We start from the raw sequence: 16,513 nt of genomic DNA, 5'->3' as shown, positions 1-16,513 counted from the left end.
GGTCGTATGATTTCGGCAGATTTTGGATCTTCTGAGATTAACTCATCTTTCTTCTTCCCATCAATAATGAAGGCCTCATTATAGCCCGTCAATATCCCACGATAAATATTAATGTTCCAGTTTTTTAGTGGCACCCCAACGGCTTCAATTTTAGCTTTTATTCTCTGCTCAATTTCAGTCAGGATTACCCAACTTTCACTCTTAGAAAAATTACAATTAGTAGCACTTTGTCTAAAATAAACGCTCAAATTATTTAACACCTTTTCTTTGATTACACAGGCTCTTGTCTGTTGTCTATTTTTATCCTTAGAAAACAAGAGTATATTAGTATCCACTGTAGCAGACTCAAATATCTTTTGTCCTGCAAAGTCAATTAGCAATATAGGATTAGTATTGGTTGCAAAGAACTCACGAGTGCTTTCACCGTATCCAGCTCTCATCCATTTGTTAGAAGTTATATAGCACAGTAATCCCTTATTTTTTAACAGTTGCCAACCACGCTCATAAAACAACGAATAAATATCTCCAGTTTTTGCAAATGTTTTATAACCACAATCTTGATACAGTTTAGCTAGCCTGCCACTTTCTTTTTGGAGCTGTACGTAGGGCGGATTCCCAATAACGATATCAAAGCCATCTTTAATATTGAACATCCACTCCGCATCAAAAAAAGGTGAACTAGCATTTTGATCATAAGGATTCCATTGAGAAAATTGTAAAGTGTCTTCGGGAGTATACTCTCCACTTTCTTCAATTAATTTCGATAACTCAACTCTTAACTCTGCATCCTTTTCTCGCAATTCTTTTTTCTTATAAGCAGATTTAGCATAAAAATGATTTTGCCGTGTGATTAATAATTCCTGTTTTGTTTCTTCAATTTTATCTGCAATTTCTGTTACATCGAAAATTGTAAGTTGGGCTGGCTTCTTTTTCATACCAATTAAAGTGTTAGCAGCCACAAACTTTGTTTCTAAATTCGGTAACGTTAATACTCCATAATTTTCCTCAGGCTTTGAGATGTCCATTTCTTCTTGTTCTACGATCAATGAAATAAAGAAACGTAACTTACTGATTTGTGCTGCGATGGTTTGTATATCGACACCATAAATACACTCTTCTATCAGATGAAGTTTCAAATCGTGATGTGAAGCTTTATTTTTAGCATCTAATTTTTCCAAGATCTCTACCATACGATTCAGTATTCCCATTGGAAAAGCACCTGAACCACAGGCAGGATCAAGAATTTTCACAGAGCGTAATGTTGCATCTACTTTCTCACACAATGTATGATCTACTTCTAAAAACTTAGGGAGTGTATCCTGTTCAAACAGTTGACGAATTAAATCTTCATCGATATCAGGAAGTGAACTATCTAAGTAAGCTATTAAAGATTCATCCACCATATAGGCTACAATCTCTTTTGGTGTGTAAAAACTACCGGATTGTTTACGTGCAGATTCTTGTGTTTCAGGATTGAAAGCCCCCAAAAGGTTTTCAAAGACGTTTCCTAATAATTCAGGATCTAATGCCACCTGAACTTCATTAGGCACGTTTTCTTCAACAGTAAAATTATAGCGTTCTAATAGAGGAATTAAACCCTCATTCTTATCATCACCAAAGAAAACAGCATTGGGTATAAATGCCCGGTGCTTGAAATTCCCATTTGGAAATCTCTTATCACTTCTACTAAAGCCATCTAAATGATATTTTATACCGTCTGTGCTTTCTTCTTTATCCAGGCACTCGAAGAGTCCTCCGTTCAAAAACGGAATAGGACGGAATAAATTCAGAACTTCTTCTTCAGAGATTGTAAACATTTCTGCATAACGATACCTGGTTTTAATATCCCTCTTATCCACTAACTTTGCAAACTCTCTTTCTGTAACAGCTTTGTTTAAGGTCGCAAAGAAAAGGTTTTGTAAAACAGCATTGTAATAACTTCCATCTGCAGTATCTTTAGGATCAAATTCTTTTAAAATCTCGGATAATTTATCTGTTTTAAATAATACATCCGGTACCAAATGTTTTTGTTTGATAAACCATACAAATAGTAATCGAGTAATCAACCTAATCATCTGTTCTTCCAACTTCAAGCGATCATCATCGGATGTTGTGGTATTATTTGGAAACGTGATGCCCACTTCTGGGGTAAGTGTCCACTGATACCATTTAAACAAATCATTGTAGAATTCCTTTGTCAGTTTTTCAACCGAAAAAGCTTCCTGAATACTATCCAGATCTTTAAATGTACAATTTCCTATTCTTTGTTTGAAAGTCTTATTTGTATCTTCAGGAGTAACAAAGTAAGTAAAGCGTTTCCAAGAAGAATATTTTTCACTAGCTTTTCCGTCCCAATTTCTTCTAATAAAAGAAAATCTAAACTTTCCAACTTCATCATAAAAAACAAAAATAGCCCCATCCTTAAAATCTTCTTTCAAAACTATTTTTGCAATCTCAAATTGTTTTTTCTTGGAAGAACGTTCCGACAATATTCCATTATATCTACAGGCAAAAACAATGAGTTCATCAGAATTTTTAAATGATACATTTCCAATTCTAGTTAGTTCAGAAAATTGTTGAAAATCTTTATCCTCTATATAGTAATCTAAATCTTCTGTTTCAATTTTAAAAGAAGGAATAGCATTCCTGAAAAAATCGGATAGTTCTTTTACTGAAAAATGGTTAATAAGTTGATTCATATTTGAGCTCAGAAATGTTAGTTTTTATTTTGATAAAGATAGTAAAATCCTTCATTAATAAGAGAATTACATTTTAATCTTGGATGCCCGTATATTTTCCAAGTCTGGATAAAATTAGAGAGACAGCCGATCCTGAAACTATTTACATTTGTTTATGTTTTGCAGTGAGTTCCAATACATATATTGAAAAGTTACAAGCTTCTGAATCTTTAATAAATAACTTTAAAAAAACAAAGTTGAGAATTTAAAATTTTGTAAGTTTACTTTTAAACCTTCCATAGAGAATCATGGTGAAATAATGAATTAAAATAATTTTTTTAGCAAATATTTAATGGAAAGAATAACCGCATTCGAATTTTACAATGCATGGATTGATTGTGTTGAAAATAGAAAACAACATTTACTTGAAAACTGGAGAAGTCCCAAAGAATATACCGTTTTAATCAAAGGTAATGAAAACTGTCTTCTTGAAGAGGTTGGCAAAAAGTTAAATTTACTTTGTTATTCTAGAGACTACTATTCTATAGATTCTATTCTTTATAAAAAAGAGGACTTGGTCCCTCAAATAAAAGAAGGAACTTATTGGTTTAGAGACATACGTGTTGCTTTTGAACATGAGAATAATTTTAACAGAGCTTTATACCAAGAAGTGTCTCACTTACTGATTGTAAATGCAGATCTTAAAGTTTTAGTGTCTTATCCTAATAAAGATACTTATGCAGAACTAAAATATCTTCATGAAATTATTCGAGGAAATAGACAATCAAAAGCAATTGCTGATAATGAAAGTTTCTTAATTATCTTTGGATATGAAAATAACTTTATTTGGGAGGGACTTGTTTATAAGGAAGAAGGGTGGAAACGAATAAACATATAATAAATTAAACTAATACTCATAATTAATCATGAAAGAAAATAAAATTATTGCAGAGAAAAAAGAATTAAATTTTATACTATCGGATTTCTGGTTTCTAATTCCCGAGTACCAAAGATCTTATGTATGGGATACAGATAACATACAGGACTTATTGGATGACTTGTGGTTTGCATTTTTGAATAAACCTGAGAGTGAGTACTTTTTAGGATCGTTGGTTCTAAAGAAAACAACAGAAACTAAATTCAATGAATTTGAAGTTTTAGACGGACAACAAAGATTAACCACTTTTTTCATTTTAATGTCAGTACTAAGAGATGCTTCTAACAATCAGGATTTAAAAGATGCTTGTCAAGACAGAATTTTTCAAAAGGAAAACAAATATAAAGGTATACCCGAGAGAATAAGAATCGAATATAAAATAAGAGACAATGTTGATTCCTTTATTAAGAAACATGTTTTAGAAAAAGATGGCACTATAAAATCGGAAATTAAAAACCTTATTGATAGCAAAAATGTATCTATTTCACACATGGCGAATGCCATTGAAACAATGAAATCCTTTTTTAAAGAAAAAACCGAAAAAGAAATTGAAGACTTTGGGGTATTTTTAGGTTTAAAGCTTATTTTTATTTATGTTTCTACTGAAAATCGTGAAGATGCTTTTAGAATGTTTACCATTCTCAATAATCGTGGAATACCTCTTACAAGTGCTGATATTCTAAAATCAACTAATATCGGTGAAATTACCGACGAAAAAGAAAGGGAAAAATATGCAAAAAAATGGGAAGAAATAGAAGGTGAATTAGGTGATGATTTCGACAGATTTTTGTCATTCATCAGAACTATCCTTGTTAAAGAAAAAGCTAGACTAAATTTGCTTGATGAATTTGAAGAAAATATTTATAAAAAAGGATTGTTAAAAAAAGGAAAAGAAACGATCGACCTAATTAATGACTATAAAAATATATATGACTCAATAATAAAATTAAATTCTTCAGATAGCTTATCCAATGAGTATAAGAATTTGCTTACAATTATGGATATAGGTCTTCCATCAGGTGACTGGATTCCCACTATTTTATTATATTTCAATAAATTCGGGAATAATAGATTATATGACTTTTTAAAAAAAGTAGACTATAAATTTAGTTCAGATTGGATACTACAGTTTACTCCAACTCAGAGAATTGACAGTATGAACGCGATCCTAAAAATGGTAGAATTGAGTGACTCACCTGAAGAAATATTAATTAGTTCAAAACTGTTTTCGGTAAATTCTGAAAGTTTAAGAATAATTCTCAATGAAGATGTTTATGGAAGACGGTTTGCTCGATATATTCTTTTAAAATATGAATTCTTGCTAGGAGACAATACCCTCCATCTTTCAAATTACAAAACAATCAGTGTTGAACATATTCTGCCTCAGTCCCCTAATGACGATAGTAACTGGAAAAAGAATTTCACTGATCAAGACAGAACTCATTTTACTCATAAACTTGGAAATCTTATATTAATAAGTAAAAGAAAAAACTCTTCGTTAAGTAATCTTGATTTTTCTGAGAAAAAAAGCAAATACTTAAACGGGAGAATAGATATTTTTCCAAGTGGAAAAATATTTCCGAAGTATAAAGAATGGACTGCAGATCACATAACAGAAAGACAGCAAACAATGATAGGTGAACTTATAAAATAAGAATTTCCAATATTTTAAAAAATGAAGTACCCGACACCTTCTGAGTTATGGGAAATGAATCCGGATGACTTTAATAAATGGAGGCGAGAAAATGATCTTAAAAGATTATTTGAATGCTTCCGAAATACATTACCACATTTTGATGAATGGCTTGATTCAAACGGATTGACTATCAGTTTTATTCTCGAGACTGATAAGCCCGGTCAATTTTTTTATTGGAATAAAGAAACCTATTGTATTAAAAGTCAACAAGACGGTTTTATTAATTATTATTTTGTACCGATTTATGATAAGCACCATAATAAACAAATTTTAAATTTACAAAACAGCAATGAGGAAGATGAATATTTTAAATTTACACCCTATTTTTTGTGGGTAAAAAAAGAGTACAAAATCGAAAAACCTATCAAAACAAAATATAGTGGTGATTTGAATACTTTCCGATATATTGAAGGAACAGCACCTGATGTTCCTGATGCATGCAATTGGTCAATATCTGCTGGAACACAAGGTTTAAAATTAGGCGGAGTTAAAATTAATGGTTGGATTGAATTTCTCCATAGAAATCTTGACTTTACTAATTTGGACTTTTTAAAGATCGAAGGAAAAGAGAGTTGGAGTAAGGAAAATGATATATTTTACTCTCACTGTGCTAATATATCCATTAATAATGCAGAAGCCACTTTTACAAAATTTTATCAATGCTCTTTTGATAACCTAAGAGTTATCGACACACGTTGCTATGGTTTGGAGTTTTATCAATGTGAAATTTTTAAAGCTTATTTTGAAAGCTCAGGCATTTCAAATATAATTATTGAGAATTGTTCAGTTTCAGGTTTTTCCTTCAACCGTGTTGAAGTTGAAGAATTGGATTATATACCACCAATGGAAGAATTCCATCATGGAGTTTCTGAAACGTATAAGAGCATTTCCGAAAACAACAAAAGATTTAGAATTCTTTATCAGTCAAATGGGATCAGAAAAGAAGCTAGTCAAGCCTACTACAATGAACGTTTTTTTGAAATGAAATATAAATGGGAAGATTTAAAGTCATCTAGATTATTTTCATACTTATTAAAAACAAAAGACCTGAGATATACAGTTTCATCAATTAAAAATATCATCCAAAAAACGTTCAATTTCATCGCTGACTTGATATCTTACACTATATGGGGTTTTGGGGAAAAACCCGGCAGAATCATATTGTCCTCTTTTTTTGTTTTAACTTTTTATGCATTGATTTATTTTTTTTCGAATATCAATAGACTCCAATACGATGTGATTAATTCCTATTATTTGTCAATCGTAACATTTACTACATTGGGATTTGGAGATATTACACCGTTAAATAATAATTCTTATAAGATTATTGTTGGATCAGAAGCTTTACTCGGAGCTTTTTTCATGGGGCTTTTAGTTGCTGGATATTCAAATAAATCCAAATATTAATTAGAATTGCTTTGAATTTATAAGTTTTATCCTTAGAATAAATCAAAAGGTGATAACTGACACTTTTGATTTATTTAACAAACTGATCTATTTTAATTGCCCACCTTTTCCATTTTAGGATTAAAAAGAGTATAAATATAAATTTAAAAACTATGAAACAAAATACAAAACTGCTGTCACTGAGTAGTATTTGCTGCATATTAGTATTTATTATTCCTTTCATTTTAAACTCTGATAAAGATTCTTTCAATTCTATTCTTTCAACTGCTTTTACCGGAGTTGGTGCTACTGCGACTGTAATAACTATGATTATTGCTATAACATTATATCAAAAATATGGTATGGATAGTAAGTTAATTGAAAAACAAACTGACAAAGTGTTCGAATTAATTGATGTGTTAAAAGGTAAGTCTTTAACAATACATACAGAACAAATTAATTTCTTTTTACGTTTCATAAATATTGAAGGAGATTTTAAAAACGACCCTCTTTTCAATGAAATGTATCCTAAGAAAATTATGATTAATGCTGAGGATTATACATCTTTTATAAAACCAATACAAGTTTTTATGAGGAGTTACTTACTACCTTCTGAAATTAAAGATAAGTTAAAATTCTTAGATTTAATAGCATTAGGAGAAGAATTGGAATTTACAAGTAATGATTATGTGAAAATGACCTATGAGTGCAAAACTAGTGAGGAGTTTTTAATAATTATACCAATTATTACTGTAGAAGAATTTATTGATCATAAGAATATTTTAATAAAATCGATAGATGATTGGTTGTCCAAACATACCAATATAAAATTGGATTTTGAGCTTGAAAAATCTAATTAAGTGAAAAATTGAAATTTGTACTAATTTCATTACTTTAATAAGCATATAATTTATAGTTTAATTTTTTTCGTAGCATATTCACTTTCATTGCCGAAAATCAAAATATTCACTATTATTTTTTTAAGGATTATAATGCTTGCATATGATTTTATTTAACAATTTTTCATTTAAAGTAATTTGTCAAATTCTATCGAAATCTAAAAATCCAATATAGTATTACCTTTTATAATCCGAAGAAGTACGGACAAAAATATAAGAAAATTTAACCACTCTATAAAGAGTGGTTTAACTTTATAAGCATTGAACAATATATAATACAGGATATTAAAAATAGAAAGAAAGATTTATAAACGTGAGTCTGACAATTCATTTTATCAACCATATTATATTCCACTGATAGAAATTATTGAAATTCGGGAATATTTATTACCAATATTCCCAGAATATTTTGAACCTGATAATCATGAAGAAGTATTTTTTTGAATTAAGATGCAATACCTTGATCATTTTGGACTAATAGACTAAATCATTGGGATTAGCAATGGAAATGTTATTAAGTAGTATGAAATAATAAAATTGTATTGCTTGACATATTAAATGATATGATGCCAAGATATTATCGAAGAGTTAAATAATGAAGACTTACTAAAATAATAGTCGCTATCGATAGCATTTCTTATTGCTTCAACACCGGTTATTATTTTTGCTTTGGCAGAAATAATATAGCATGCCACATACAATAGTTCTAATAATGAGCTTTTCCCTGCACCATTTTTTCCAACAATAGCAGAAACATTAATATTAAGATTATGATCTTTAGAGCTATAAAGATTATCTGGACCAACAGAATTATATTTAACTGTATGAATTTCCTTAATTGAATCTATGATTTCTTCATTTTTAATATCATAGTAAGAGTAATCACCGAAAAATTTATAAATCGTTCCTGAATTTAGATTCTTCAAAAACTTCTTATTACAATAAATCTGAGGTCTTATAGCCATTAATTTAAATCCTTTTTCCATTGATTATTAGTTTTGTATATTTACCTATATTTCAAATATATTAAATAAAAAGTTTCACAATTACGGAAATATATAACAGCTAATGTATTAGTGAAATATTTATATAACTAACTATTATTAATTTCATTCAAATTAGCTGGAAGCTTCCTCAAAATTATTTTTTAATGTTCATAGCTTTCAATGGATAAAATAACCCAAAAGTGTTATTGTTTAATTCTCTCACATACAGTAGTTTAGCTAAAACTAAAACTACATCACAATGAAAACACAATTAACGTCTTTTATTTTATTAATTTCAAATATTTTCTTTAGTCAAAAATTCGAGAATAATGTTTATGAATATATTTCATCAAGCAAGAACGTTTCTTACGCTTCTATAGATTTGAATATAAAATCATCACAAATAGAAAATTTATTACGGCAGGAATTCTCTAAAAATATTTTAGATGGTGAAACACCTAAATTGGGTTATTTGCTCCATGGAGATGAGTCGATAACTATTGAGAAAATTGAACGTGTGTTAGAGACTCCTGCAAAAGAAGCATATAATGAAGTTAAAAGAATCCCCAAAACGTTTACAAGATCTGTAAAAGTTGGAACAAAAGCTTACAAGTGTTATTTAAAACCTTGGAAATGGAAAAAATGCTGGAAAGATGTATTTCAGGATATTACAGAAACAACAATTGAAGAGATAACAGTTAGAATACCAGCTGTAGCAGCTGTTTATAAAGATATAGCTGTTCCCTTTATTCAAATTCAGCAAAGTATTGTTCCGATCAAGGGTAAATTTAGTTACGATATAAAGCTTGATGATATTGGCGTACAATTCGAGGGAAATAAGTATAAAATAGTAACATTTTTTGATGTTGGAGTCAGAACTCATGTTGAACTGGATGGTCTTCCAAGTTATATTAAACCAAAAGGAAATTTTAACTCACCTTTTAAGTTCAAAATTGCCCAAGAAGGATTTGTAGAAATAAAAAAAGATGGTACAATTGAAATATCTAATCCGAAAACAGAATTTTCAATAGTAAAAGCCTTAGGTTCTGATTTTATAGTAAACACAATTGAAAACGGTTCAAAGATAGTCCAACCTAGTAATTACCTTCTGGAATATTTTGGTAAGATAACAGATCAAAAGTTAAACGAAATAGTAAAAAGTGAATTAAAGAAAAATACATCTGAAATAAATATAAGAGAGAAAGCTGAAGAGCTTATATCTCAATTTGACAAACCTATCAATGTTTATAATGTAGGTAAATTTTATCCCAATATAACAGGGATTTTCGTTTCTCAAATTAATGGAATGCAATTAGATCAAAATAATGTATTAAATTTAAAAATGGGCATTACATTTCAACCCTTTATAACTTTTCAGGAATATTCAGTAGAACTTCCAGATAAAGATACCATTGTTCAATTTTCTACTGAGATTAAAGAGAGTAGTAAAATAAATATCTCATTACCAGTATTTCTTGATTATTCATTTATAGCAACTGAGTCAAGACCATATATTGATGATTTTAACGAAGGTAATAAGAATAAATTCATTCTGAAAAAGTATTTAGTCGCAAACCCTGAAGCATCTTTTTCAGAACGTAATGGCAATATTGCTGTTTTTGCAGATTTACTTAAGCGGAGAAATGGAAAGAAAATCGGTAGAATCAGTATAGAATCTAAAATTTATTCAGTTCAGCAGGATACATCAATTAAATTATCGGTTTCCAAAATTAAAGTGAGAAGTTCAAATCTTCTCATTAATTTAGCTAAGCCGCTAATCAAAAAAAAAATTAAACAAGAAGCAGAAAAAGAGAGTAATAAAAATAGATCCGAAGATATTCTTAAAGCCTCAAAAATGCTAAATAAGTTAATGAAAATCAATACTCCTTTTGGAGAAATTCAGGGGGTTACTGAAAATTTAAACATAACAGATGTAATTCCTTTTGAAAAGTTTGTACTAGTAAAAATTAATTTATCAGGTAAAACAAAATTTATCGAAAATTAATAATTTACAAGACGTATTTTGTTAAGACAAAACAAATGTTATAATAATCTGAGATATAAATTTAGCAATTAATTTTTACATACAATTTAGAACAATAATTAATAATTCATCTTAAAAAAAAGTGTTGTTTGACACTTTTTTTAATTTAATAATATTTCAAGAGCATAAAATGACTCTTTTAATTTTTTTTCAGAGAAATTATATAAATTATGTAAAACCATAAAATGGCTTCAACAATTTTCAATATTCTTGTCAGTAGCTATAGGCGATGCTGAGAGTTTCAGAATGCCATTGATGGAAAGTGGATGGAATGCAATGGAAATTTTTGATTATATTTAGGATTACCAGAAAGGCATCAAGTTTCAATGTAATACCGAAAAGAAAGAGTTCTTTTAGTTAAAGTGTGAGAAAGAATTTAAAAATAACAGGGGACACTAGAATTAAAGAGAAACTATGAGAACATTATCGCTCATTGGAATTTTAATATAAACTTTTTGACTATTTAAATTTAAACCATAAAGAAATCAAACATGAAATTTTCTCAATTGAATCAGTATTAGATTCTGGTAAAATTATGTGTTTTGCCTTAATGGGGTTGTTTATTCTTCTACTATTTTTTAATATTAAATCGTATAGAGACTATCAACAATAAACTAAAGTTCAGTGTCCTAGATTTAACATAGATGTTAATGTTTTTGTAGATGAAATTTATATTTTATCTCTATAGTGCTTAGGGTAAATCTGGGTCAAAGAATCATTTGTTTTGAATTCCGTAATCCAGTTTGTATCTCTATTCAAAATATTTACCATCATAGTAACGCCCCCAAATGTAAATCGAATCAGAAGTACATTTTCATTTAATTGAAGATATTCTAATTTTATTTGTTTAATTCCTAACTCATATTTGACGCCCATTTTAGGAATACTCTTAAATTTAGAAGGTTCATAATCTGAAATAATTACCGGCCAATCTTTAGTGTTCTTAGCCAATAAATAATCTCTAGCTTCGTTTATATCTAAATTATTATATAAGTTAAAGTCGGAAGTATAAAGAGCTTCAATTCCCATTTTTAAAATGAGTTTAGCGCCTGCCTCTTCACTTTTATCAAAACTACTAACAATCATCTGCAATGTCCCATTTTCTTTGTCGTAATTTTCCACTGATTTAGAATCTAATCCCTTGACGGTTATTAATTGTTTTTTAAACTCTTTATTACCTTCTACTTCTAAGTCTTCTACTTTGCCCTTGACATTTTTTCCCTTTTTTGATTTGATTCCTAATCTCGCTCTTTCGAACACGAAAACAGAGTTAGATAATGCTTTTCTTTCGAACTTTGAAAATTTTGCATTGCAAGAGTCACATACAGAGCTTCTAGTCATTAAATATTTTTTATTTCCAAACGATTCGGGAATTATGTGTTCTACAGAAGTTGCTTCATTTTCATTATTACAAAATATACAGTTCATATTTTATTTTTTTAATCAATTTATCTAATTTAACTAAATTTGGTTAAACTAATAATATAAACTATGATTAGCATCAGACAATGTGTATCTGAAGAAAGAATTCAACAATTAAAAACACAACACAATTCTTATATTTTTAAAAACATTGAAAAACGTATTAATTTTTATATACATCTATTCCAAGTATTAAAGGAAATTAACGGAAAGAAAATTACTGCAAAACAGATAGAAAAAAAAATTAAATCTCCAACAATATTACATCATAAACAATATGAATCTTATATTAATATTATTTTCAAAAGGCCATATCAATTTTCAGAGAAAAAGTACAATATATTGAAATACGATGATCGTCTAAAGGTTAAAAAAAAAGATTTTGACATTATTATTTCGGTTCTAGAAAATTTAAAAAGTACGAAGAATTTTAAACATAATTTGCTACAACTTGATTTGACAATAAGAAAAGACTCATATAATTATTATTATCAATCTCTAGTAAGGAGATATAAGCCAATAGATTTTTTACAAAATAAATTATTTGATTATAATTGGTTTGTATCTTTAACACCAGATAAAGAATGGAGTGCTTATAAGCTTACGTTAGGATTAGACATTAACGTTTGCTGTTATTGTAATAAACAGTATATTTTTAGTTTAACAAGTGGTACGGAAAAAATCACTCGTCCTCAATTAGATCATTTTTTATCACAAAAAAAACATCCTTTATTGAGCTTAAATTTTTTTAATCTTATACCTTGTTGTAAAATATGTAATAGTGATTGTAAACATGACCAAGATTTTTCGCATAAAGAAAATCTATCGCCTTATGAAAATGTCCCAAGTTCACAATTGTTCGCTTATAACTATATACCAAACAGCTATTTAGGTGCAATAGGTCAAAATAAGGATCTTCAAATTATAATTGATAATAAAGTAGAATCTAATCCAGATTTGGAAAAACAAATAACAAATAATTTGATTGTTTTTGAAGAAGAATTGCTTATTAATGAACATAAAGATTTAGCTCAAGAAATACTTAAGAAAAGGCATATTTCCAATGATAAATATATTGACATTCTTAAAAAAACTTTTCCTGATGCAAAATTGACACTTAGTGAAGCTTATCAAATTGCATATGGGAATTTTTATGATGAAAAAATGTTTCACAAAAGACCTTTATCAAAGTTTACGAAAGATATAGCATTAAATACAGGAAGTTTAAAAACGAAAGATGAATTTTAAAATATTAGCAATTAGGCCTCTTAAAAAATGTGAAGGTCTGAAGAACCTTAGGGCGGGACATTTATATAAGTTTTATAATGATTATGACTTTTCCTACAATGATGAATTCATAACGGAAAAGCTAAATGTACCGGAAAATTTGTTTAACTTAAATGAAGACCAAAATATTACAATCAGTGCCGTAGTAGGCAAAAATGGTAGCGGAAAAAGTGCGCTTATTGAACTTTTGATTAAATCAATAATGAAAATTTCACTTATTTTAAGAGAAGATTTTGTGAGTTCAGATGAAATTTATGATGATCCAGAAAAAGAGGGAAAGTTTAATGAAAGTCTGAGAAAAGATTTATCTGGTTTGAGAGTAGAATTTTATTATTTATCTAAGTTTGACACATTCTATACTGATTCAAATAATATAATAAGACAGGCTGTCAATCCCAAGTTATCGATGATTCGTAAAATAGTTTTAGACGGGCAGGATTTTACTTTTACGGATTATCTTAAGAAAGGATATACTTACGAAAAGTCAAAAACAATTAATCATGAACAAATTAAGAACTCAAATTATAGTGAGGGATTTTTAGAGGATTTTTTTTACTCGATGATAATTAACTATTCATTTTATAGCTTCAATAATGCGGAGATTGGTGAGTGGATACAAGGTATTTTTCATAAAAATGATGGATACCAATTGCCGGTAGTAATTAATCCATATCGTTATGATGGGAATATAGATGTAAATTCTGAAAAAAGTCTTACAAAATCTAGATTTTTAGTAAATATTTTGTTTGAAAAAGAACTTAGAAAGATTACTGAAAAGAAATCTATTTTAAATGTTTTAATTAAGTTTGATTATTCTAAGTTTAAAATTGATTCTAACGGAAGATTAGAAAGTACATTTTCAAATTCAGACTACGAAAAAGAGGAAATATTGAAAATTATAATTAAATACTTTTTTGATGAAAATCTAATTGCTAATAAAAATAATGATTTCTATGAATATACTATAGAATATATCCTGACGAAGATCTATAAAATTACAAAGTATCCGCTTTATAAGAAATTTAGGTACTTATTTGAGAGTAAAACTTCTTCTATTGGTAAAGAAATTCTTCTACTTCCAGATTTAATGGATTATCTTTATCTCTTGGCAGGCGATACAAGCCACAATACATTCAAGCTTAGACAGGCATTATATTTTATTATTTCAGGTTATTTAAACAAGGAAGATTTAGATGAAATTTTTGAAATAGATTTATTATACTCTAAGTTGGTTAGTGATTTTAATTTAATAAAAGACACCATTAAGGATAAAGATGGGAAAATAATTTCTGGATATGAATTCTCTGTAAATGAGTCTCTGCCATCTTTCTTTGAAGTTGACTTCCTTTTTACGTCTGATCCAAATTCACAGCATACATTTTCTAACCTGAGTTCAGGGGAAAAACAAAAAATTTTCAGCATTAATTCAGTTGTGTATCATTTACGAAATTTATTTTCTATCTCTCGAAGAACCGGCGAGGATTTGTATGAAAATATAGTTAGTTATAATAACATAAACATTGTTTTTGATGAGATTGAACTCTATTTTCATCCACAATTTCAAAAATCATTTATAAAAGACCTTCTTCAAAGTATTAGTGTTTTGAGGCATGCCTATTCAAATAGATTAAATATAATATTTTTGACTCATTCGCCATTTATTTTATCTGATATTCCAAAACAGAATGTTTTATTTTTGGAAGATGGAGAAAGTGTAGATTTTAAGGTACGAAACACATTTGCAGCCAATATTTCAAATCTTCTATTAGACTCTTTTTTCATAGATAACGGATTAATAGGAGATTTTGCTATTGAAAGAATAAACAAAACAATTAATTATCTTAATGGAAAAGAAGTAACGGAAGAATTTCAATCTTCTGATTTCTTAAAGATTATAAACCTTGTTGATGAGCCAATTTTACAAAAAAAATTAATTGAGATGTATTCTGAAAGGTTCGGTAACAAAGAAAAATTAAAATATTTGAGATCCGAAATGTTTAGGATACAGCAAGAAATTGATAGGGAAGAAAATATTTAATACATTTTTTAGCAAATGAATATATAAATCCAATTGTAAATATATATGAATTTGTTGCAAGATTTGTTGCAAGACTTTTTTAGTAGATGGTCGCAGAACATCATAAATCATCAAACAAAATAAAATGTCCCCTTTTTCGTCCCCTTGATATACAGTGGGTTACGAAAATCCTGCAATGACTCATAATCAGGTGGTCCCTGGTTCGAGCCCAGGTGGGACCACAATAAAAATCAGAGAGTTACAACGTTTTTAAGTTGTAACTCTTTTTTATTTGCACATAATTTGCAAGTTTATTATGGTTTAAAATAAAGCTACCTAGCCTAATTTGATCCCGACTACTTTTATTAATAACAGCCTATCAGTATACTTTACATGAGGAGGCATAACGACAAAGTCGCCAGATCAGCGACTTTGTTCGGCTGTAATTTTACAAACATATTTATGTTGCTTATAAGCCTTATCTTAGAAATCTTAACGGAATTGTCAGATTTTGAGTTTTTTCGAACACTTCTCTTTTTTGTATATTTATGATAATTAAATAATTATAATAAAAAGCTATATCTAAATTATCTTTTTTTAGAATTTAAGCGTTTTTATTTCAATGAATTTACAATTGTCCTGAAACTCTCCAGTGCAGATTCTATGTTTTCTACAATATCCACAGCTATTTCATCCGGTTCAGGTAAGTTGTCTAAATCTGCTAGAGATTGGTCTTTCAGCCAAGTGATATCTAAACTCGTTTTATCTCTTGCCAAAATTTCTTCATACGTAAACTTTCTCCATCTTCCTTCCGGATTGCTTTCTGCGTGATAGGTTTCTTTTCTTTTGCCTGTATTTCCTTCCTGATACAAATCAATAAACTCCTGTAAATCCTGTAACTTCAAAGGGTTTTTCTTTAAGGTATGATGAATATTGGTTCTGTAATCATATACCCAAACTTCTTTAGTCCAAGATTTTTTGCTTGATGGTTTTCCGTCAAAGAATAGAACATTCGCTTTTACACCATTGGCATAGAAAATACCCGTTGGCAAACGTAAAATGGTATGCAAATCGGTTGTTTCCATTAGTTTTTTACGGACCGTTTCACCTGCTCCTCCTTCAAACAAAACATTATCCGGCAAAACAACTGCGGCTTTTCCT

The 16,513-nt window shown here is 28.8% G+C and carries 11 protein-coding genes; 7 read left to right on the top strand and 4 right to left on the bottom strand.

From position 1 onward, the window contains the following. A partial coding sequence (locus WFK35_RS11350; protein WP_336732725.1) for an Eco57I restriction-modification methylase domain-containing protein occupies window positions 1-2,699 on the bottom strand: 2,699 nt, incomplete at its 3' end. A gap of 331 nt (window positions 2,700-3,030) precedes the next feature. Between WFK35_RS11350 and WFK35_RS11345 the strand changes: the two genes are divergently transcribed. The 4 genes from WFK35_RS11345 (at window position 3,031) to WFK35_RS11330 (ending at window position 7,557) form a co-directional block, all read left to right on the top strand. After that, entirely contained in the window at window positions 3,031-3,576 is a 546-nt protein-coding gene (locus WFK35_RS11345) for a hypothetical protein (RefSeq protein WP_336732724.1), read from the top strand. Window positions 3,577-3,604: 28 nt separating this feature from the next. Then, entirely contained in the window at window positions 3,605-5,269 is a 1,665-nt protein-coding gene (locus tag WFK35_RS11340) for a DUF262 domain-containing protein (protein ID WP_336732723.1), read from the top strand. Between the two features lie 21 nt (window positions 5,270-5,290). Continuing rightward, on the top strand, window positions 5,291-6,718 hold the full coding sequence (locus tag WFK35_RS11335) for a potassium channel family protein (protein ID WP_336732722.1): 1,428 nt from the start codon (window positions 5,291-5,293) through the stop codon (window positions 6,716-6,718). Between the two features lie 152 nt (window positions 6,719-6,870). Then, window positions 6,871-7,557 carry a hypothetical protein gene (locus WFK35_RS11330; protein ID WP_336732721.1) on the top strand — a complete coding sequence of 229 codons (687 nt, stop codon included), beginning with the start codon at window positions 6,871-6,873 and terminating at the stop codon, window positions 7,555-7,557. A gap of 593 nt (window positions 7,558-8,150) precedes the next feature. Here WFK35_RS11330 and WFK35_RS11325 read toward each other — a convergent pair. Next, entirely contained in the window at window positions 8,151-8,582 is a 432-nt protein-coding gene (locus tag WFK35_RS11325) for an AAA family ATPase (protein ID WP_336732720.1), read from the bottom strand. A 259-nt stretch (window positions 8,583-8,841) separates the two neighbouring features. On the opposite strand from WFK35_RS11325, the gene WFK35_RS11320 reads away from it, so the two are divergent. Next, window positions 8,842-10,587: a DUF4403 family protein gene (locus WFK35_RS11320; protein ID WP_336732719.1), complete on the top strand. Its 1,746-nt coding sequence runs from the start codon at window positions 8,842-8,844 to the stop codon at window positions 10,585-10,587. Window positions 10,588-11,295: 708 nt separating this feature from the next. Here WFK35_RS11320 and WFK35_RS11315 read toward each other — a convergent pair. Then, window positions 11,296-12,054: an HNH endonuclease gene (locus WFK35_RS11315; protein WP_336732718.1), complete on the bottom strand. Its 759-nt coding sequence runs from the start codon at window positions 12,052-12,054 to the stop codon at window positions 11,296-11,298. A gap of 63 nt (window positions 12,055-12,117) precedes the next feature. Between WFK35_RS11315 and WFK35_RS11310 the strand changes: the two genes are divergently transcribed. After that, entirely contained in the window at window positions 12,118-13,296 is a 1,179-nt protein-coding gene (locus WFK35_RS11310; RefSeq protein ID WP_336732717.1) for a hypothetical protein, read from the top strand. Beyond that, window positions 13,286-15,373 (top strand): hypothetical protein, encoded by a 2,088-nt coding sequence (locus WFK35_RS11305; RefSeq protein WP_336732716.1) that lies wholly within the window; start codon window positions 13,286-13,288, stop codon window positions 15,371-15,373. The genes WFK35_RS11310 and WFK35_RS11305 overlap by 11 nt, the downstream gene beginning before the upstream one ends. A gap of 593 nt (window positions 15,374-15,966) precedes the next feature. Here the strand turns inward: WFK35_RS11305 and WFK35_RS11300 are convergent. Continuing rightward, a partial coding sequence (locus WFK35_RS11300) for an N-6 DNA methylase (RefSeq protein ID WP_336732715.1) occupies window positions 15,967-16,513 on the bottom strand: 547 nt, incomplete at its 5' end.

Source organism: Chryseobacterium sp. VD8 (genome assembly GCF_037149975.1).
Taxonomy (GTDB): Bacteria; Bacteroidota; Bacteroidia; order Flavobacteriales; family Weeksellaceae; genus Chryseobacterium; species Chryseobacterium indicum.
This window is presented reverse-complemented; position numbering and strand designations above follow the sequence as displayed.